Origin of the sequence: Streptomyces spororaveus, from assembly GCF_016755875.1 — a bacterium.
GTDB classification, from domain to species: domain Bacteria; phylum Actinomycetota; class Actinomycetes; order Streptomycetales; family Streptomycetaceae; genus Streptomyces; species Streptomyces spororaveus.
This window is the reverse complement of sequence record NZ_BNED01000005.1, coordinates 1,368,959-1,388,805: the sequence shown is the minus strand read 5'-3', so window position 1 is coordinate 1,388,805 and position 19,847 is coordinate 1,368,959. Positions and strand designations below refer to the sequence as shown.

General features: G+C 72.4%; 17 protein-coding genes and 1 pseudogene. 12 read left to right on the top strand and 6 right to left on the bottom strand.

The genetic code is table 11. From position 1 onward, the window contains the following. The first annotated feature begins 51 nt into the window (after positions 1–51). The 4 genes from Sspor_RS09155 to Sspor_RS09140 all read left to right on the top strand — a co-directional run bounded on the left by Sspor_RS09155 (position 52) and on the right by Sspor_RS09140 (position 3,281). Positions 52–1,497 carry a PIN-like domain-containing protein gene (locus tag Sspor_RS09155; protein ID WP_202198586.1) on the top strand — a complete coding sequence of 482 codons (1,446 nt, stop codon included), beginning with the start codon at positions 52–54 and terminating at the stop codon, positions 1,495–1,497. A gap of 372 nt (positions 1,498–1,869) precedes the next feature. Beyond that, positions 1,870–2,289 (top strand): aspartate 1-decarboxylase, encoded by a 420-nt coding sequence (panD, locus tag Sspor_RS09150; protein ID WP_030011425.1) that lies wholly within the window; start codon positions 1,870–1,872, stop codon positions 2,287–2,289. A 15-nt stretch (positions 2,290–2,304) separates the two neighbouring features. After that, positions 2,305–2,646 carry a GNAT family N-acetyltransferase gene (locus Sspor_RS09145; protein WP_202198585.1) on the top strand — a complete coding sequence of 114 codons (342 nt, stop codon included), beginning with the start codon at positions 2,305–2,307 and terminating at the stop codon, positions 2,644–2,646. Next, positions 2,643–3,281: an aspartate/glutamate racemase family protein gene (locus tag Sspor_RS09140; protein WP_372499799.1), complete on the top strand. Its 639-nt coding sequence runs from the start codon at positions 2,643–2,645 to the stop codon at positions 3,279–3,281. Before Sspor_RS09145 ends, Sspor_RS09140 begins: the two co-directional genes overlap by 4 nt. 258 nt (positions 3,282–3,539) lie before the next feature. Here the strand turns inward: Sspor_RS09140 and gnd are convergent, their stop codons facing one another. Beyond that, positions 3,540–4,982, bottom strand: a complete 1,443-nt coding sequence (gene gnd, locus Sspor_RS09135) for an NADP-dependent phosphogluconate dehydrogenase (RefSeq protein WP_202198584.1) — start codon at positions 4,980–4,982, stop codon at positions 3,540–3,542. Positions 4,983–5,178: 196 nt separating this feature from the next. On the opposite strand from gnd, the gene Sspor_RS09130 reads away from it, so the two are divergent. Continuing rightward, on the top strand, positions 5,179–6,429 hold the full coding sequence (locus Sspor_RS09130; protein WP_237403768.1) for a transglycosylase family protein: 1,251 nt from the start codon (positions 5,179–5,181) through the stop codon (positions 6,427–6,429). On the opposite strand, the pseudogene Sspor_RS40450 reads toward Sspor_RS09130, so the two are convergent. Then, a pseudogene (locus tag Sspor_RS40450) lies at positions 6,319–7,266 on the bottom strand (DMT family transporter); the annotation flags it as partial. The gene Sspor_RS09130 and the pseudogene Sspor_RS40450 sit on opposite strands and share 111 nt — an antisense overlap. Before the next feature lie 290 nt (positions 7,267–7,556). Here Sspor_RS40450 and Sspor_RS09115 point away from each other — a divergent pair. Continuing rightward, positions 7,557–9,044 carry an SDR family NAD(P)-dependent oxidoreductase gene (locus Sspor_RS09115; RefSeq protein ID WP_202198582.1) on the top strand — a complete coding sequence of 496 codons (1,488 nt, stop codon included), beginning with the start codon at positions 7,557–7,559 and terminating at the stop codon, positions 9,042–9,044. A gap of 12 nt (positions 9,045–9,056) precedes the next feature. Here Sspor_RS09115 and Sspor_RS09110 read toward each other — a convergent pair whose 3' ends face one another. Then, positions 9,057–9,542 carry a metal-dependent phosphohydrolase gene (locus Sspor_RS09110; RefSeq protein ID WP_202198581.1) on the bottom strand — a complete coding sequence of 162 codons (486 nt, stop codon included), beginning with the start codon at positions 9,540–9,542 and terminating at the stop codon, positions 9,057–9,059. 329 nt (positions 9,543–9,871) lie between these two features. Here Sspor_RS09110 and Sspor_RS09105 point away from each other — a divergent pair, with 329 nt between their 5' ends. Both Sspor_RS09105 and Sspor_RS09100 read left to right on the top strand, forming a co-directional pair. Beyond that, a complete protein-coding gene (locus tag Sspor_RS09105) occupies positions 9,872–10,045 on the top strand; it encodes a hypothetical protein (RefSeq protein WP_202204138.1) in 174 nt (57 codons plus the stop codon). A 171-nt stretch (positions 10,046–10,216) separates the two neighbouring features. Then, entirely contained in the window at positions 10,217–11,200 is a 984-nt protein-coding gene (locus Sspor_RS09100; protein ID WP_202198580.1) for an NAD-dependent epimerase/dehydratase family protein, read from the top strand. On the opposite strand, the gene Sspor_RS09095 is transcribed toward Sspor_RS09100, so the two are convergent. From Sspor_RS09095 to Sspor_RS09085, 3 genes are read right to left on the bottom strand one after another with little or no spacing between them, the layout of a single operon-like run. Beyond that, complete coding sequence (locus Sspor_RS09095) at positions 11,186–12,625, bottom strand: lipase maturation factor family protein (RefSeq protein ID WP_202198579.1); 1,440 nt, start codon at positions 12,623–12,625, stop codon at positions 11,186–11,188. The genes Sspor_RS09100 and Sspor_RS09095 overlap by 15 nt on opposite strands. A 20-nt stretch (positions 12,626–12,645) precedes the next feature. Then, entirely contained in the window at positions 12,646–13,179 is a 534-nt protein-coding gene (locus Sspor_RS09090) for a DUF1990 domain-containing protein (RefSeq protein WP_202198578.1), read from the bottom strand. Beyond that, entirely contained in the window at positions 13,176–14,084 is a 909-nt protein-coding gene (locus tag Sspor_RS09085) for a YndJ family protein (protein ID WP_202198577.1), read from the bottom strand. The genes Sspor_RS09090 and Sspor_RS09085 overlap by 4 nt, the downstream gene beginning before the upstream one ends. 161 nt (positions 14,085–14,245) lie before the next feature. Here Sspor_RS09085 and Sspor_RS09080 point away from each other — a divergent pair, with 161 nt between their 5' ends. From Sspor_RS09080 to Sspor_RS09065, 4 genes are all read left to right on the top strand, one after another. Then, positions 14,246–15,517, top strand: coding sequence for a DUF6777 domain-containing protein (locus tag Sspor_RS09080; RefSeq protein ID WP_202198576.1), 1,272 nt, complete (start codon positions 14,246–14,248; stop codon positions 15,515–15,517). 7 nt (positions 15,518–15,524) lie between these two features. Beyond that, entirely contained in the window at positions 15,525–17,588 is a 2,064-nt protein-coding gene (locus Sspor_RS09075; RefSeq protein ID WP_237403767.1) for a SpoIIE family protein phosphatase, read from the top strand. Between the two features lie 100 nt (positions 17,589–17,688). Beyond that, complete coding sequence (locus tag Sspor_RS09070) at positions 17,689–18,942, top strand: hypothetical protein (RefSeq protein WP_202198575.1); 1,254 nt, start codon at positions 17,689–17,691, stop codon at positions 18,940–18,942. Between the two features lie 20 nt (positions 18,943–18,962). Beyond that, a complete protein-coding gene (locus Sspor_RS09065) occupies positions 18,963–19,823 on the top strand; it encodes an Fpg/Nei family DNA glycosylase (protein ID WP_202198574.1) in 861 nt (286 codons plus the stop codon). The last annotated feature ends 24 nt before the right edge of the window (positions 19,824–19,847 follow it).

Here is a 19,847-nt window from a genome sequence, read left to right as displayed (position 1 = left end):
CGTCGCCGGCTTCCAGCCGCTTGTGCCAAAACGATCACCGAAGGGATGAGGATGGCCGAGCTGGAAGAGACCACGGGCGACCCGGTACTACTGCGGCGGTTCGCAGCCTGGCTACAGCCCGGTCCGTCGTCTGAGGATGCGGAGCGCGGCGCCTTCTTCAACGACGGCATCATCGTCCTCGACACGAACGTCCTGCTCAGCCTGTACGAGTACACAGAGACCTCTAGACAGGAGGTTCTGTCGGCTCTCGAGCAGGCTGCGGGGCGTCTGTGGATGCCCTACCAAGTGGGCCTGGAATTCGTGCGTGGTCGCCGCAGCACCCTGGAGTCGCGCAAGAGGGCGCTGGCGGATGCAGCTTCGGACGTGAACAAGAAGCTTATGGCGGCCCGTAAAGCGATCGTCGAGGCGAAGACCCTCGTGTGCGCCCAGCTCGATAAGTACGCCAGAGCCCACGAGGAGATAGCCCAGCTCCAGGCACTGGCAGCGGATACCAGTGTCGATGCGCACTTGGACCTCTACCGGCGCGAGTTCAAGCGCCACCTGGACATGCTCAAGGCCGATCACAGCCTAGCTTTGAACACCGCTGACGCGTCCGACCCCATCCTCGCCTGCATCGCAGAGCTCTACGGGGAAGGCGTTGGCGAGCAGCCAGAGGACCAAGTCCTGCGCGAAAGAATCGAGGAGGCGACCAACTTCCGGTTCCCGAATAAGATTCCTCCAGGATTTGCCGACTCCGGCAAGGAAACACCGCTGAGATCGGCCGGTGACTTCCTGCTCTGGGAAGAGCTCATCGACCACGTTAGCAAGATGCCTGGCGGGAGCCGCCAGGTCCTGTTCGTATCGAACGATACGAAAGAAGACTGGTACGAATCCGAACTCGGATCGCGCAGCGCGCGTCCGTGGCCAAGCCTCGTGGACGAACTGAAGCGCAGGGCCGGCGCGGACCTGAGGGTTGAGACGCCGCTCAGCTTCTATGGCGGGATCAAGGAGTTCCTGGATGCTGAACTAGCCGAGGACACTTACGCAGAGATCGAGAGGGTGTCGGAGGCTTTCGAGCTGAGGATCCCGCAGGACCGGCTTCCGGTCACCGAGGAGACAGCCCCTTTCCTCGCTCCCCCGGAAGGGCTCGCACTTGCGGCCCTGGAATCCATTGGCATCGCCTCCGCGCTCCTGCGCGCGGCCGTAGAGTCATCCTCACCGTCGCAGTGGCTGTTTCAGTGGTGGCTGATCGGCGTTACGGCGCAGCTCGGGCGGCGCGCTGCAGAAGAGTTCGAGCCGCCTGTGGCCATCGCCGCGGCATGCAGGGGCAACGAGCCGCCGTCGCCGAGCTGGAGGCCGGGTACGGACCTGTCGTCAGGCGAATGGCTGCACCGCGACTCCTCGTGGATTGCGCCTTGGTTCATGGAGCTGCTGGAGGCCGTGCCGAATAGGGATATGGCGGTCCTGCGCAGTCTCGCGGCGCAGCAAGCGGAGCAGGAGCGCCGCTCTCCCAGCTGACGTGTGCGCCTCCTGCCCGTACGGCGAATACCCGAAAGAGTTCGTGCTCGAGTGCTCGATGAAGGCGCCAGCGCAGGTCCGTTTCGTCATCGGCATCGGACATTCTGCTGCGGGGGAGTGGGTGGACGTGACGATGGGTCGTGGCCGCCTTCGCTTCCGGCCAGGTCGAGAGGCCCGGCTCGACTGCGCGGCAGACGCCACTGGAAGCATTCCGGGTTGTTTGATGGGGCGTCGGAAAGATCAGCAACGGGTCAGCGTGAGTCCTGAAATACGTGGGGAAAGCTGACCGAACCAGCGAATCGTTGTAGGCTCCGGAGACCGCCCTTGACCTGCGATGAGCAGGCAGGGAGCAGACACATCGGGAGTTTCCTCATGCTTCGTACCATGTTCAAGTCCAAGATCCACCGGGCTACCGTCACCCAGGCCGACCTGCACTACGTCGGCTCCGTGACCGTCGACGCCGATCTGCTGGACGCGGCCGACCTGCTGCCCGGGGAGCTCGTCCACATCGTGGACATCACCAACGGGGCGCGACTGGAGACCTACGTCATCGAGGGCGAGCGCGGGTCCGGGGTCATCGGCATCAACGGCGCCGCGGCCCATCTGGTGCACCCCGGGGACCTGGTCATCCTCATCAGCTACGCGCAGGTCGAGGACGCCGAGGCCCGGGTGTTCGAGCCCCGCGTCGTGCATGTGGACGGCGACAACCGGATCGTCGAGCTGGGTGCGGATCCGTCCGCTCCGGTGCCGGGTACGGATCAGCGGCGCAGCCCGCACGCCGTGGCAGTCTGAGGGGAGTCGGGGAGCATGCCGATCGAGTTCCAGGACGACCGGGAGGCCGGACGGCTGCTCGCCGTCGAGGACGGTGAGGTGGTCGGGCACATCGCGTACTTCGCGCTCGCCGACGCGCCCCACGCCCTGGTCGCGGTGCACACCGTCGTCGATCCCGGGCACGAGGGCCGCGGCATCGCGGGCGGGCTGGTGAGGACCTTCTACGGGATCGCCGCCGCCGCGGGGGTGCCCGTGGTACCGCTCTGCCCGTATGCGGCGAGCTGGGCCGCCAAACATCCCGACGAGGCGCCCGAGCCGGCCGCCGAGGTCGTCGCGGCGGCCAAGGCGCAGCTGGCCGCGGCACCCGACCTCTGGTGACCGACCTGCTCCTGCTGCACACCTCGCCCGTGCACGTCCCGGTCTTCGAGGCCCTGCGCGACCGGAACCATCCCGGGGCCGTACTGCGGCACCTGGTGGTCCCGGAGCAGCTGGACCGGGCGCGCGCCGAAGGGCCGGAGTCGGTGGCTCCGGCCCTTCGGGGGCTGCTGCTCGCCGAAGCGGCACCGCCGGGGACGCCCGTACTGGTCACCTGCTCGACCATCGGGGCGATCGCGGAGTCCCTGGCGCCGGCGCTCGGCGCCCCGGTGCTCCGGGTGGACCGGCCGATGGCGGCCGCCGCGGTACGGGCGGGGAGGCGGATCGCCGTACTGGCCGCCCTCGGGTCCACCCTCGCCCCGACCGGGGAGCTGCTGGCCGAGGAGGCCGCCGGGCGCCCCGTGTCGATCCGTACGCACCTGGTCGCCGGGGCCTGGGAGCGCTTCGAGGCCGGGGACACCGCCGGCTACCTCGCCCGCGTCGCCGACGCGGCCGACTCCGTCACCGGAGCGGACGTCATCGTGCTGGCCCAGGCCTCCATGGCCGGGGCCGCGGGCCTGGTCACGAGCCCGGTCCCGGTACTCTCCAGCCCGGCTCCGGGCCTGGCCGCGGGCCTCGCGCTGCGTTCGGCCGCGTAGGGCAGGCGTACCCCGCGCAATCGCGGGAAGGTGGGCCGTATGGTGCGAGAGCGAGATTCACGAGACATGGAAGAGACGCAGCCGCCCGTCCCGGGGCCCGACCCCGCGCCGGGCCCCAGCCCGTTCCCCGACCCCGAGCCCATGCCGCGGCCCGTACCGCCGGTGCCCGGGCCGGTGCCCGAGCCGGACCCGGTCCCGCCGCCGCCGGGGCCCGCGCCGATCCCGCAGCCCGGGCCCCTCAGCTGACCGCGTGAGGGCCTACGAGCGGACCTCGGAGCGGTCGCCGCTCCAGAGGGTGTGGAACGAGCCCTCGCGGTCGGTCCGCCGGTAGGTGTGCGCCCCGAAGAAGTCCCGCTGCCCCTGGGTGAGTGCCGCGGGCAGCCGCTCCGCGCGCAGCGCGTCGTAGTAGGCCAGTGACGCCGCGAAGGCCGGCACCGGGATGCCCTGGCCCACCGCCGCCGCCAGGACCGACCGCCAGCCGTCCTGGGCGGCCGCGATCTCCTCGGCGAAGTGGGCGTCCGCCAGCAGGCTCGGCAGGTCCGGCCGGGCGTCGTACGCCGACCGGATCCGGTCCAGGAACGCGGCCCGGATGATGCAGCCGCCGCGCCACAGCGAGGCCACGGCGCCCAGGTCCACGTTCCAGCCGTACTCCTCGCTGCCGGCCCGGATCTGGTGGAAGCCCTGGGTGTACGAGACGATCTTCGAGGCGTACAGGGCCTGTTCCACCTGGGCGGCGAAGGCCTCCGCCGCCTCCGGTGCGAGCGCGGTGGCCGTCGGGCCCGCGAGCCCGCGCGCGGCCGTCCGCAGGTCCGCGTGGCCGGAGACCGCGCGGGCGAAGACCGCCTCGGCGATCCCCGACACCGGCACCCCGAGGTCGAGGGCGATCTGCACGGTCCAGCGGCCGGTGCCCTTCTGCTCGGCGGCGTCGGCCACGATGTCGACGAACGGGCGCCCGGTCGCGGCGTCCGTGTGCGCGAGCACCTCCGCCGTGATCTCGATCAGGTACGAGTCCAGCCGCCCCCGGTTCCAGGCCCGGAAGGTCTCCGCGATCTTCGCGGGGGAGTAGCCCGCGACCTCGCGCAGCAGGTGGTAGGCCTCGGCGATGAGCTGCATGTCGGCGTACTCGATGCCGTTGTGCACCATCTTGACGAAGTGTCCGGCGCCGTCGGGCCCCACGTGCGAGGTGCACGGCGTGCCGTCGGCGGCCTTCGCCGCGATCTTCTCCAGGAGCGGGCCGAGCGACGCGTACGACTCCTCCGAGCCGCCGGGCATGATGCTCGGCCCGAGGAGCGCGCCCTCCTCGCCGCCGGAGATGCCCACCCCCACGAAGTGCAGTCCCTGCTCCCGCAGTTCCCGCTCGCGGCGCCGGGTGTCCTCGAAGTGCGCGTTCCCGCCGTCGATGATGACGTCGCCCTCCTCCAGGAGCGGGGCGAACTCGCGGATCACCGCATCGGTCGGCTCCCCGGCCTTGACCATGACGACGATGCGCCGGGGGCGCTCCAGCGCGTCGACGAACTCCTTGGCCGACCCGGCCGCCACGAAGGCGCCCTCGTGCCCGAACTCCTCCACCAGCGCGATGGTCTTGACGGCCGTGCGGTTGTGGACGGCCACGGTGAATCCGTTGCGGGCGAAGTTGCGGGCGAGGTTGCTGCCCATGACAGCGAGTCCGGTGACGCCGATCTGGGCTGTGCTGGTGCTCATCGGTGCGCTCCTGCTTGCTTCGGTGTGCCTTCGGTGGGCGGGGAACACCGAAGCTACCCCCACGCGGCCGCCGCTGGATCTTTTGCTCACGGAGATACAGTCAAGTTCCCTTGGCATGCGCCCCGTTGCGCCTCTTGTCATGCTCTGATCGCGACGTTAGGTTGTGCGGTTCCTGATGTCTTCGATGGGGGCTCCCATGGGTGTACGGGGCCGGCACCGCCGGTATCAGCCGAGCAGCATCAACCGGGCCTCGCTGGCCGTCACCGCCGGCGGCGCTGGGATCGCGCTCCCGCTCATCGGTGCCGGAGTCGCCCACGGGGCCTCCGTGGACACCTGGAACAAGGTCGCGGCCTGCGAGTCGACGAACAACTGGCGCATCAACACCGGCAACGGCTACTACGGCGGCCTCCAGTTCAGCCAGAGCACCTGGCGGGCCTTCGGCGGCACCGCCTACGCGCCGCGCGCCGACCTGGCCACCAAGGACCAGCAGATAGCGGTCGCGGAGAAGGTGCTGAAGGGACAGGGGCCCGGTGCCTGGCCCGACTGCGGGAAGCGGGCCGGACTCACGCGCAGCGGCCCGGCGCCCGCCGTCACCCCGCAGACGCAGGGGCAGTCCCCCGTGGTGCAGGCGGCCCCCGTGGTGCCCGCGGCGCGGACCGCCCCGGAGCAGAGCGGCGCACCGCGCCCGACGGGGACCTCCGTCCTGCCGAACCCGTACGTGGTCGCGCCCGGCGACTCGCTCTCCGCGATCGCCACCGACCAGCACGTCGACGGCGGCTGGCAGGCGCTGTACGAGACCAACCGGACCACCATCGGCGGCAACCCGAACCTGATCTTCCCCGGTCAGCGGCTCACCCTGCGGGTCACCACGGCGCCGGCCCTGCCGCCGCCGCCCCGGCAGGACCCCGAGAAGCCGCCGCGGACCGCCGACCCGGTCAAGCCCGTGGAACCGGCCGCCGAGAAGCCCGCGCCCAAGCCGGTCGAGAAGCCGGCCGAGAAGCCGGTGACGCAGCCCGCCTCAGCGCAGGAGAAGCCGGCCGCGGGCGGCTTCTCCGCCCCGGTCGACGCCGCCCTCGGCACCGCGTACCGCGTCTCGGGATCCTCCTGGTCCAGCGGCTACCACACGGGCGTCGACTTCCCGGTGGCGACCGGCACCAGCGTCAAGTCGGTGGGACCCGGCCAGGTCGTCTCCGCCGGCTGGGCTGGGGCCTACGGCTACCAGGTCGTCATCCGGCACACCGACGGCCGGTACTCCCAGTACGCCCACCTCTCCGCCCTCGGGGTCAAGGCCGGTCAGCAGGTCTCCGGCGGCCAGCGCATCGGCCGCTCCGGCTCGACCGGCAACACCACGGGCCCGCACCTGCACTTCGAGATGCGCACGGGACCCGGCTACGGCTCCGACATCGACCCGCTCGCGTACCTCCGAGGCCACGGGGTCCGCATCTGACCCGCGCACGTGCGAGGGCACGACGGTGAGCAGGATCAGGCCGGCCGCCGCGAGCACGGCGCTGGCCACCGCCGCCGTCGCGCCCGCGGCCCCGTACCGGAAGCCCTCGTCGAACAGGGCGATGCCGACCGTCGCCGCCACCACCGGGTTGACCACCGTCACCGTGGCCAGCGGCGCGGTCAGCCCGGCCCCCCGGTAGGCCGCCTGAGACAGCAGCAGCCCGAAGGCCGCCAGGGCCGCGATCGCCACGAGGTCGGGCCACAGCCCGGACAGCGCGCCCGGCCCGAAGTCCTCGGCCACCGATTTGGTGAACACCGAGGCCATGCCGAAGGCCGTACCGGCGGCCGCCGCCAGCAGCACGCTGTGCAGCACCGCCCGGTGCATCCGGTGCGCCGCCAGGAACAGCACCAGCACCAGCGCCCCCGTCACCATCAGCAGCATGCGCCGCTCGTCCGTCGCCAGCGACTGCTCCGCCCGCCCGTTCCCGCCGGTCAGGGCCAGGAGACCGGCCAGGCCGACCGTGGCCAGGACCGCCCCGCGCCAGGCGGCCGCGCCCGCCCGGCGCCGTACGAAGACGGCGGCCATCGGCAGGGCGAAGACGATGGTGAGCGCGCCCAGCGGCTGGACCAGGCTCAGCGGACCGTACGCGAGGGCCGCCACGTGCAGCAGTGCACCGAGGCCGTTCAGTCCCACCGCCACCCACCAGACGCCCCGGCGCAGCGGGGCGTACGGGCGGTCCGGCGTCGTCGCCGCGACCCGTTCCTGAACGATCGCGCCACCCGCGTACGCCAGGGCGGACACGAGGCAGAGCAGGACCGACAGCGCCAGTGCACTCATAAGCTCCACAATGCCCGACCCACCTGCGCTATTCCTCCGTCCACAGGGGGTGATGGGTCATACTCCCGACGTAGTACGGGAGTACGCAGCGTGGTCCTTTCGGCGGCGCAGAGCGACTCCCGAGGCACCCCGGCGCCGCAGCTTCGCCGCGTACGGTGACGGTGTGCTCGCGGTAGGTGAGGCCACCGGGAACGGGTTTGGCTGCGGGCGCGTGGCATCCGTACAGTTGCCCTTTTGAGGACTTCCGCAGCAGGCGGATGCGGACGAGTGATCAAGGAACGGCAGCGGCGATGACGGTGACCGAAGACAGCCAGGACCAAGGGCACGCCTACGGGCCCGGTATCGACCCCGACCGGCTGGCCCTCTGCCTCAGCGTGCTCGACGAGCTGGACAAGCTCGACGTCGACCACCCCGACGCGATCACGGTACGCCGTGCCACCGCCGGCCTCTACCGGACGGTCAAGCAGCGCCGCCGCCAGGAGCGCCGCGCCGCCAAGACCGCCAACGACAAGGCCGTCACCGAGGCGACCGCGACCGGCTCCGCCGAACGCATCGACGACGAGACCGAGGGCATCCTGCCCTCCTCGGTCACGGAGGCCGGCCGGATCGCCGGGATACTCCAGCGCCCGCGCTCCTGCTACGTCTGCAAGACCCGGTACGTCGAGGTCGACTACTTCTACCACCAGCTCTGCCCGGGCTGCGCCGCCGAGAACCGGTCCCGGCGGGAGGCCCGCGCCGACCTCACCGGCAAGCGCGCGCTGCTCACCGGCGGCCGGGCCAAGATCGGCATGTACATCGCGCTGCGGCTGCTGCGCGACGGCGCGCACACCACGATCACCACGCGCTTCCCCAAGGACGCCATCCGCCGCTTCAAGGCGATGGAGGACTCCGCGGAGTGGATGCACCGCCTGGAGGTCGTGGGCATCGACCTGCGCGACCCGGCCCAGGCCGTGGCCCTCGCCGACCAGGTGGCCGCGGCCGGCCCGCTCGACATCCTGATCAACAACGCGACGCAGACTGTGCGCCGCCTGCCCAGCGCCTACGCGGCGCTGGTCGAGGGGGAGTCCGCCCCGCTGCCCGCCGGTGAGCTGCCCGCCCACCACGTCATCGGCGCCTTCAACTCCGGCGCGGTCGACGGCCTGGCGGCGCTGCCCGTCGGCGTGAGCGGGCTGGAGGCGCAGAAGGTCGCCGACCTGGCCCTGGTCGCCGGCAACGCCAGCCTGGAGCGGCACCTCGCCGGGACCGCGATCGACGCGGGCGGCCTGCTGCCCGACGTCGTCGACAGCAACACCTGGGTGCAGACCATCGACCAGATCTCCCCGGTGGAGCTGCTCGAAACCCAGCTGTGCAACTACACGTCGCCGTTCATCCTGATCAGCGCACTGCGGCCGGCCATGGCCGAGGCCGCCCGCAAGGCCGGCAGCGGGCGCGCGCACATCGTCAACGTCTCGGCGATGGAGGGTGTCTTCAGCCGCGGATACAAGGGCGCGGGGCACCCGAACACCAATGCCGCCAAGGCCGCGATGAACATGGTGACGCGGACCAGCGGCCAGGAGATGTTCCAGACCGACCGCATCCTGATGACCTCGGTCGACACCGGCTGGATCACCGACGAGCGCCCGCACTTCGACAAGCTGCGCCTGGCCGAGGAGGGCTTCCACGCCCCGCTCGACCTGGTGGACGGCGCGGCCCGCGTCTACGACCCGATCGTCCGCGGCGAGGCCGGCGAGGACCTGTTCGGCGTCTTCCTCAAGGACTACGCCCCGGCGAACTGGTAACCCCGGAGCCTCCTAGCGCCTTCTCGACCCCCTCGGTGCACCGAGGGGGTCGAGCGCTTTTCCGGAGGGTGCGACCCGGCAGGAACCGGCGGCGACCAGTTCCAGCAGCGGCTGCCAGTCCTCCAGCACGCCCGCGTCCAGGCCGGCCGCCGCGGCCGAGTCCCGGGCCTGGCACAGGGTGGCCACCGCCTCGGCGTCGACGCTGTCGCGGTGTCCGCCGTGTCCGCCGTGTCCGCCGTGTTCACTGGTGGGCCGGTGCCGCGGCGACTGCAGTCGTACCAGCCGGGCCACCCGCTCGCCCAGCAGCGGGCGGATCGACTCCGCCGCCACCCCGACGGTAACCGACTCGTCACTCAGACGGAGCAAACGCCCGAGCCGGTGCACCAGGCCCGCGATCTGCAGTTCCTTGTCGAAGGGGTGCGAGCGGCGCAGCAGGGCCGCGGTGCGCAGGCCCTGGTCCTCCGGGTCGGTGCGCAGCAGCTCCATCAGCTCCAGCACGCTTGTGACGTAAGGGACTTGACCCTCGGGCACTTCGGACCTCGCCACCGCCGACCCCCTCCGTCACGCCCCGCGCGTCCGGGGTCGAGCAGATCACCCGCCACGTACCCGCAGGCCCACGACTTGCTGAACTAGGAGCGAAAGTAAGAGGGCGCAGCGGATTTTGCCTTCCTATCGAGCGGAGGTCCGCTCATATGTGTAACCTTGGGCATCAAGACGGCCCCCACCCGGGCCGCGCTCCACCAAGGCGCCACCGCGTCCGGAAACCTTTCATCCCTTGCCCGGCTCGCGGTCCGCTTGCCGGGTTGCGCGACACAAAGGAGTGCGCGGTGACTGAGAAGACCAAGCCCGAACCGACGGTCATGGAGCGGACGGGAACACGGGCGAAGGCCCGGACCGACGAACTCGGAAGCCTTGAGGTCTGGGCCCGATCCGCCCCGATCCGGCTGGCCGGCTACGAGGACGACCTGGCGGAAGCGCACATCCTGCCCGGTATCGACTAGCCGCAGAGCGGTGCCGAGCGCCCCCTCGTGCCTATGCGCACCGGGGGCGCTGCCGTGCCCGGAGGTCTCCGCCCGGTCCTGCCGAGTTCCCCTCCCGGCTACGCCCTGAGCGTCATCGCTGACGGCGATCACCGCTTCCGCCGGCCCACCCGCCCCGGCAGGGTGGTGCGCATGAAGCTTCTGATGCTGGGTGGTACAGAATTCGTCGGACGCGCGATCACCGAGGACGCCCTCACCCGGGGCTGGGAGGTGACCGTCTTCCACCGCGGACACCACGCGCCCCCGCCGGGCACCTCCGCCCTGCACGGCGACCGTACCGCCCCGGGAGGCCTGGCCGCCCTCGGCGCGGGGGAGTGGGACCTGGTCGTCGACACCTGGGGCGGTGCCCCCACCGCGGTACGCGACAGCACCCGCCTGCTGCGCGAACGGGCCGGACGGTACGCGTACATCTCCAGCCGCTCGGTGTACGCCTACCCCGCTCCGGCCGGCCTCGACGAGGACGGCGAGCTGGTCGGAGGTTCGCCGGACGCCGGGGCGAACGCCTACGCCGAGGACAAGCGGGGCGGTGAACTCGCCGCCCTCGACGCCTTCGGGGACCGCGCCCTGCTGGCTCGCGCCGGGCTGATCCTCGGCCCCTACGAGAACGTCGGCCGGCTGCCGTGGTGGCTGAACCGCACCGCCCGCGGCGGCCCGGTGCTCGCCCCCGGACCGAGCGCGCTCCCGATCCAGTACATCGACGTACGCGACCTCGCACGCTGGACCCTGGACGCCGGAGCGGAGGGGCGCGCGGGCGCGTACAACCTGGTCTGCCCGGCCGGGCACGCCACGATGGGCAGCCTCCTCGACGCCTGCGCGGCCGTCACCGGGGGCGGCGCCGAACTGCGCTGGACCGACCCGTCCCGGCTCCTGGAGGCGGGCGTGGAACCCTGGACCGAGCTCCCGGTCTGGGTCCCCGAGGGCGAGGCCTACGACCACATACATCGCGGGAACGTCTCCAAGGCGTTGGCGGCCGGCCTGACGTGCCGGCCGGTCGAGGAGACCGTGGCCGACACCTGGGACTGGCTGCGCTCGCTCGGCGGGGCCGCCCCGCAGCGCCCCGACCGGCCGGCCAACGGCATCTCCGCGGAGCGGGAGGCCGCGCTACTCGGGCTCTGAGCGGTGCGCGTCCGCGAGGCGGGTCGGCGGGAGGTACTCGCGCACCAGCGTGCGGTGCCACCAGGCCCCCGTCTCGCGCAGCTCCCGCCAGGTGGTGAACCGGTAGCGGTACAGCAGGGCGCGGACATGAACGGGCGGGGCGTCCGGGAACGGGTTCTCGCGCAGCAGCCGCAGCGTGTCCCGGTCGCCCGCCAGCAGCCGCTCCACGAACGGGCCGAACCAGTCCCGCGCGTAGTCGGGGGAGATCGCGGCGAACCACATCAGCCAGTCCAGGCGCAGGTGGTACGGGGCGAACTGGCGGGGAACCCGGCGCGGTTCCCCCGGCTTGCCCTTGAAGCCGTACGCGCGCCAGTCCCCGTCCGCGCGCGGCACCCGGTCCGCGGTGCCCTCCACCACCACCTCCATCCGGACCCGGCCGACCGAGCCGAAGGCCCCGTAGGTGTTGACCAGGTGCAGCGCGTCGAAGGAGCGGTTCATCACCTGACGGCGCGAGATCATGTTGAGCACCGGGTGCCGGCTGAGGAACAGGACGAGTGCGGTCACCGCGCACACCAGGACCACGAACCACACCGGACCCGTGCGCGAGGCGGCCGCCGGGGGAGCGCCCACCAGTCCGGTGAAGTCCACGGCCGAGACGGCCAGCGTGATCGTCAGCCAGTTCAGCCAGGCGAAATTACCCGAGAGCACCAGCCACAGCTGCGTCGCGATGATGATCCCGGCGGCGTACGAGGCCACCGGCTGCGGGGTGAACAGCAGGACCGGGACGACGAGTTGGGTCACGTGGTTGGCGGCGCACTCCACCCGGTGCAGCGGTTTCGGCAGATGGTGGAAGAACCAGCTCAGCGGCCCGGCCATCGGCTGCGTCTCGTGGTGGAAGTACAGGCAGGTCAGCTTGCGCCAGCAGGGGTCCCCGCGGATCTTGATCAGCCCGGCCCCGAATTCCACGCGGAAGAGCACCCAGCGCAGCAGCCACAGCACCAGCACGGGCGGACCGGCCCGCGCGTTGCCGAGGAACACGGCGAGGAAGCCCACTTCCAGCAGCAGCGACTCCCAGCCGAAGGAGTACCAGGTCTGCCCCACGTTCACGATCGAGAGGTAGAGCAGCCACAGCACGGCCCACATGGCCATGGCCGCGCCCAGCGGCACCTCGTCCCCGGCCCCGGCGGCCAGGGCCGCGGCCAGTGCCGCGCCGCCCCAGGCGCAGCCGGCGAAGAGCCGGTCGGAGTAGCGCAGTTGGAAGAGGCTCGGGGCGCGCCGGAAGGGCACGTACCGTATGTAGCGCGGTACGGGCGTCATGCCGTGCGCCCCGATCAGGGCCCGGAACTGCAGGGCGGCCCCGAGGAAGGCGACGAGGTAGACCCCGGCCAGGGCCCGCTGGAAGACCAGCCGGGCGAGCCAGTATCCGGGCGCCGTGAACCAGTCCATCCCCTCCAGTATCGGACCCGTCAGCCGGTGGTGGCCAGCTTGCGCAGGTGGTGACCGAGCAGGCGGGCGTAGGACAGCTGGAGGAAGGGGACCACCGGGCCGGCGAGGCGGGTGTACCAGGTGTTCGGGCGGCTGAAGGCGGTGACCGTGAACCACACCGTGCCGTCGGGGTCCATGTCCACGATGAAGGACTCCTCGCCGCATTCGGGGTGCCCGGCCAGGGTTCCGTAGGCGAAACCGATGCGGGCGGGCTCGTACGCGGTCCAGATCACCTGGCACGGAGCATCGATCCGCAGCGGCCCGAGGCCGATCCCGACGATCACCCGGCTGCCGGGCCGGACCGCGCCGACATCGGCCTGGACGCGCATGCCGGAGGTCCGGTGGGCGTGGAAGGTGGTGACCGCGGTGCCGGCGGCCTCGAAGACGGCCCGGCCGTGTCCGAGGCGGGTGCGGTGGTGCAGGTGGTTGTATCCGGCGGGCAGCGCCCGGTGGGCCGTCGCACCCCGGTCGGGGTAGTTGACGGTGTCCTGGCCGGCGCTGATGAGGCGGGTCATCGCGAGGTCTCCAGTCGATCGGTGGTGCCGGTGCTGATGGCGGTGCCGGTGCCGGTCTTGAGGCGGTCGGCGCCCAGTCGGCGCCAGGCGAGCACCGAGCACAGGGCGAATCCGAGGGCGTTGCCGAGGCCGTGCGTGGCGGCCATCCAGGTCAGGGTGGGGTGCGGGATCCCGGTGGCCTCGCCGGCCGCCCACCACAGGGCGAGCAGCATGGTGGCCACGAGGACGGCCGCCGAGGTGGCGAGCAGTGCCCGTGCGGTCCGGTCCGCGCCGGAGGGCCGGATCTCCCGCCAGGTGAGCAGTGCCACGGCCCACATCCCGCCGGTCAGGACCACCGCGCCCAGCAGCTCGGCCCAGTCGTCGACGAAGTAGCCGAGAAGTACGAGCAGCGTCCCCGCGGGGACGCTGTACGCGGCCCAGCGCGCGAGGCGGCCGGTCCCGGCACGGCCGCCCACGGCGCGGCACACGAGCCCGGCGACCAGGGCGGCGGTGAATCCGGCGAAGTGGAAGTGGGGCACGGTCAGCGCCAGGATGTCGAGGTCGAAGCCGAAGAGCCGGTACCCGGCACGCTCGGCGACGAGGGCGGTGGCGGCGATCGACGGCGAGACCAGCGCGGTGGCGACGGCGATCTCGGACGGGGCGGGCCGGGCGGTGGAGGGGGAGGGGGCGCGCGGCAGCCGGACCGGGGCCCGGGCGGCGAGGGCCAGGCAGGCCGCCGCGTACAGCGCGGCCAGCGCGGCGGCGGGTGCTCCGCGGGGCAGCCACAGGCACAGGGCCCCGGGTGCGGCCGCGAGCGGCCAGAGCCTGGCCGTCCGCAGGAACCGGGCCGGGTGGATGAGCCGAAGGCCGGCCGGGACCACGTAGATCATGCCCAGGGTGACGATCATGTTCACCAGTACCGTCACCCTGGACTCCCCCGAAAACGCGGCCGAACGCCTTGAACGCGTTCAACTCACGGTGTGGAGCCTACGCCGTTCCTTGAACATGTTCAAGATGTGCTCCGGTTGCGACTCCTGCGTGGATGCGGCAGACAAGAGGGAGCAACCGGGGCGAAAGGGAGATTCAAGTGAACGGTCCGTCACTTCCGACACCGCGTCAGGCATCGCGTCGTCATGCACCCGCCGGAGCCGCCCTCTTCGCCCTCCTCGGCCTCCTCGCCGCGGCCTGCGGCAGCCCGCAGGAGCCCAAGGGCGCGCCCGGGGCCGAGAGCCAGGAGGTCTACCTCCAGCCCGTGGCGTCCGCCGGCCCGAACCCCTTCACCGCCTCCTCGGCCACCGCCGAGTCCGCCCCCGTGCAGCCCCCGCTGCCCAACCCGACCGGCCAGGGCATCCGCACCGTCAACGCGGCCACCCCCGGCCTGTACGGAGGAACCCAGCGGCTCGGCAGCTGCGACGTGGAACAGCAGGTCCGCTTCCTGACGGACGACGAGGGCAAGGCCCGTGCCTTCGCCGACGCGATCGACATCGAACAGGAGAAGATCCCCGAGTTCCTGCGCGGCCTGACGCCCGTCGTCCTGCGAGCCGACACCCGGGTCACCAACCACGCCTTCCGCGACGGCGCGGCCGACGCCTTCCAGTCCGTCCTCCAGGCCGGCACCGCCGTCCTCGTGGACGAGCACGGCATGCCCCGGGTCCGCTGCGGCTGCGGAAACCCGCTGGCCTCCCCGCGCACGGCCAAGGGATCTCCCGTGCACAAGGGCGACCCGTGGAGCGGTTACCAGGCCAACCAGGTCGTCGTCATCGAACCCACCACCCACGTGATCAACAGCCTGGTGATCGTCAACATCGCCGACAACACCTGGATCGAGCGCAAGCGGGGCGACGACGGCGCCCAGGACCGGACGCCGAAGGCGCTGCCCCCGTACGACCCGTCCGCCGGCATCCCGGACGGGCCGGTCACCCCGTCCGGATCCGCGTCCGGCGACCCCTGCCCGCCGAGCCAGGCCGCACCGGCCTCACCCGCCTCGCCGAACGCTCCGGCGGCGGCGCCGCAGCCCGGAGCGGCGGACTGCGCGCAGGACTCGCAGGCCTCGCAGAGCGCACCCGGCGGGAACCCGCCGCAGAACCCGGCCGCGCCGTCGAACCCGTCCACCCGGCCGCTGGAACCGGAGCAGCCGCAGCTGCCGCCGTCCGCCCATCGCCCGGAGTTCCCGGCCGACCTGCCGCCGCTGGACCCCGGCGGAACGGCCCCGCTGCCCGCCGACCCCGTCGACCCGTTCAACCCGGACATCCCGTCCGACCCCTACGCCCCTTACAGCCCGTCCGACCCCTTCGCGGTCCCGGACGCGGACCCGCAGCCGCAGCCCCCGGTCGAGGCCCCTCCGCTGGAGAGCGCCTGACCGGCCCGTGTGTCATGGTGGATCGGTGCCGACCACCGTATCGCTGCCGGACGACTGGCCCGCACACCCGGACCGGTCGCTCTCGCTGAACCGCATGGGCAGTTTCGACTGGGACCTGGTCACCGGTCTCATGCACATGGACGAAGCCGCCCTGGACGTTTTCGACACGACTCCCGACGAGTACGACGGACGGCCCGAGTCGCTCAACCCGCGCGTCCCCGCCACCGAAGGGACCCGGCTCGACGCCCTCGTGTCCTCCGCCCTCAAGAGCGGCGAGGACAGCTACGGTGCCTACTTCCGGATCCGCTGCCACGACGGGCGGCTGCGCTGGACGCACACCCAGGGCCGCGTCATGCGCGGCCAGGACGGCCGCCCGTACCGGATCATCGGCATCGTCCGGGACGCCACCGACGAGCTCAGCCACTCGGCGGAGCGGCTCGGCCTGGACGAGGAGCGGCGCCGCCAGACGTCGGTGGTCGAGTCCACCACCGCCGCCCTCGCGCACGCCCGGACCGTGCAGGACGTCATCGACGTCATCGGCGACGCCCACGGCCTGGAACGACTCGGCTCGATGGGCATGGTGATGGGCCTCGTCGAAGCGGGCCGCATCCACCTGGTCGCCGAGGGCCCGGAGGACAGCTTCGTGCCCGGCACCCGCTACACGCGCGTCGACGAGCAGTACCCGATGAGCGAGGTCGTCCGCTCGCTGGAGCCGCGCTTCCTCGACTCGGCGCAGGAATTCGCCCGGGACTACCCCGGGCTCTGGGCGAAGATCTCGTACATGCGGATCTCGGCCGCCGCCTACCTGCCGCTCATCGCCCAGGCCCGCCCGATCGGCGCGATCGGACTCCTCTACCAGGACAAGGACGGGTTCACCCAGGAGGAGCGCAACCTGCTCGTCGCCCTGGGCAGCAGCATCGCGCAGAGCCTCCAGCGGGCCATGCTGCTGGAGCAGGAGCACGACCTGGCCGAGGGCCTCCAGCAGGCCATGCTGCCGCGGCGGATACCGTCGGTGGCCGGCGGCGAGATCGCCGTACGCTACCGCTCCGCCCGGATGGGCCAGGACATCGGCGGCGACTGGTACGACGTCATCCCGCTGCCCGGGGGCCGGGTCGGCGCCGTCATCGGCGACGTCCAGGGCCACGACACGCACGCCGCGGCCGTCATGGGCCAGCTGCGGATCGTGCTGCGCGCCTACGCCGCCGAGGGGCACTCGCCCGGCACGGTCATGGCCCGGGCCTCCGTCTTCCTGCACGAGCTGGACACCGACCGGTTCGCGACCTGCACGTACGTCGAGGCCGACCTCTCGACGGGCGTCCTCCAGGTGGTCCGCGCGGGCCACATAGACCCGCTGCTGCGCACCCGCGACGGGGACTGCAACCGGCTTCCGGTGGCGGGCGGGATGCCGCTCGGCCTCTCGGCGGAGTTCGGCCGCCTGGAGTACCCGGTGACCACGGTGGAGCTGGACCCGGGGGAGACGATCCTGCTGTGCACCGACGGCCTGGTGGAACAGCCCGGCGCCGACCTCGACGACGGGATCCAGCTCCTGACCGCCCACATCCGCCGCGGACCGGCGGACCTCCAGCACCTGGCGGACCTGCTGTGCGAGATCGTCGACGAACGGGGCGGGGACGACGACATGGCACTGCTCCTGCTGCACCGCAACGTGGTGGCCGCCCAGGAGGGCGGCGGACGCCTCCAGCAGCACGTGGCCCCGGGAGACCCGGAGGCCCTGGTGGCGGCCCGGCACATGATCGGGGCGGCGGTCCGCTCGTGGGGCGCCCGGGAACGGGCCGACGAGATCGAACTCGTCGCGGACGAGCTGATCGTGAACGCCCTGATGCACACGGACGGCCCGGCGATCGTCACCCTGCGCGTCCTGGCGGGCCCCCAGCGCCGACTGAGGGTGGAGGTGGAGGACCGCTCCAGCGCGCTGCCGCGCCGCCGCGAGGCGGGGGAGTCGGGCGTCTCGGGACGGGGCCTGATGCTGGTGGACCGCCTGGCGGACGTCTGGGGCGTGGAGCCGCGGGGCGGCGGCAAGTGCGTCTGGTGCGAGTTCGTGATGGGCTGAGGCCCACCCGGGAAGCCGGCGAGAGCGGGGCCCCGTGGCAGGGCCTGCGCCCGGGAAAGTCCGTTGCGGGCGGGGCGCGGCTCCGTGAGGATCGGGGGCGATGACCAACACCATGGATGAAGTACGCCGGTTCCTGAAGAAGGACGACCTGCCCGGAGCGGTGCGGTCCCTTCGCCCGCACGCCGAGACGGCACCGATCTCCGAACTCGCCAAGGCGGCAAGGGCGTTGGCCGAAGCAGCCGGGTTCAAGGACCTGGCCGGCGCCGCGAAGGCCGCCGCCAAGCGGCCCGGCGAGCCCCAGGCCCTCTACGACTTCGGCTACGCCTGCGTCGAGCACGGCATAGCCTTCCTCGCCGTCGCCCCCCTGCGCGAGGCACTCCGGCTGCTCCCCGACTCGCGGCCGCTCCTCGCCGAGCTGGTGTCCGCCCTGGAGGACGAGCACCGGCACACCGAAGCCGTCGCCCTGCTCTCCGGCCGGGGCCGAGGACTGCCCGCCTGGCCCGAGACCTACCTCCTGGTGCACCACACCCTGCTGGCCGGGGACCTGGACACCGCCGCGCGCATCGGCGGCGCCCTCCCCGCGCCCGAGGACCCGCAGTGGGCCGGTGCCCACCACCGCCAGACGCACCGGCTGCACCGCACCGACCGGGCCCGCCGGGCCCAGCGCGAGGCCGGCCATGCCGATCCGCTCGGCGGCGCCGACCTGCGCGGCTGGCACTACGGCCTGACCGGCGGACTGCTGGGCACCCTCTCCCCGTACGGCTGGGACGCCGGGATGACCGGCCGCTTCGCCTATCTCGGGGACACTTACGAGACGTGCCGCCACGGCCTGACCCGCCTGGCGCTCGCCCTGGAGGCCGCCGGGCGCCGCCCCGCCACGGTCTCGCTGCTGCCCGGCCGGTCCGACCGGATCCTCGGGCTCGCCGCCGCACAGGTGCTGGGGCTGCCCGCCGTACCGTACGACCCGGCGCGTACGGACACCCTCGTCGTCGCCTACGACCTGAACGCGACCGACCCGGACCTGCTGCGCACCCTGCACACGCGCACCGACGGTCAGATCCTGTCCGAGCACGCCACCTGCTGGACCGATCCGCCCGCGGTGAGCGCGGACTTCAGCACGCTGCTGTGTGAGTTCGTCGCCCCGCCGTGGAAGGACGACCGGCGTCCCGAGGAGGAGATCGCCCGGGACATCGCGCGGGCCGCCGCCGACCCGGACGAGGGCGACGGAGCGACCCCGCCCGACCCGGACGAGGCCTTCCGGGCCTTCGTGACCGCCGTCCGCGACGGCTGGCTCACGGCGCCCCGCGACCGCGTCGCCTCGCCCGGCCCGGTGCCCAGCTCGCGCTTCGCCTGAGGCGGAGGCAGGCTGGGACCATGCCGGAGCTGCCCGAGGTCGAGGCCCTGCGGGAGTATCTCGACGAGCACCTCACCGGGCGGGTGGTCGAGCGTGTCCTCCCGCTCGCGGTGAGCGTGCTCAAGACCTACGACCCGCCGCTGACCGCCCTCGAAGGGCAGCAGGCCGGCACCCCGGCCCGGTTCGGCAAGTTCCTGGCCCTGCCGGTCGGGGAGCTCCACCTCGTCACGCACCTGGCCCGGGCCGGCTGGCTGCGCTGGCAGGACACCCTGCCCGCGCAGCCGCCGCGCCCCGGCAAGGGGCCGCTCGCACTGCGCGTCCGGCTCGTCGGCGAGGGCGGCTTCGACCTCACCGAGGCCGGCACCCAGAAGCGCCTCGCCGTGTACGTGGTCCACGACCCGCAGGAGGTTCCCGGCATCGCCCGCCTCGGTCCCGATCCGCTCGCCGAGGCCTTCGACCGGGACGCCTTCGCCGCGCTGCTCGCGGGGGAGCGGCGCCAGATCAAGGGCGTGCTGCGGGACCAGAGCGTGATCGCGGGCATCGGCAACGCCTACAGCGACGAGATCCTGCACGCGGCCGGGGTCTCGCCGTTCAAACTCGCCTCCTCCTTCACCGAGGAGCAGCTCACCCAGCTTTACGAAGCCGTGCGGAGCACCTTGGGCGAGGCCGTCGGCCGGGCCCACGGGGTGGCCGCGGGACGACTCAAGGCCGAGAAGAAGAGCGGCCTGCGGGTGCACGGCCGGGCCGGTGAGCCGTGCCCGGTGTGCGGGGACACCGTGCGCTCGGTGTCCTTCGCCGACTCCTCGCTGGAGTACTGCCCCACCTGCCAGACCGGTGGGAAGCCGCTCGCCGACCGAAGGCTCTCGCGCCTGCTCAAGTAGCCGGTCGCCGCGTAGACTGCGACG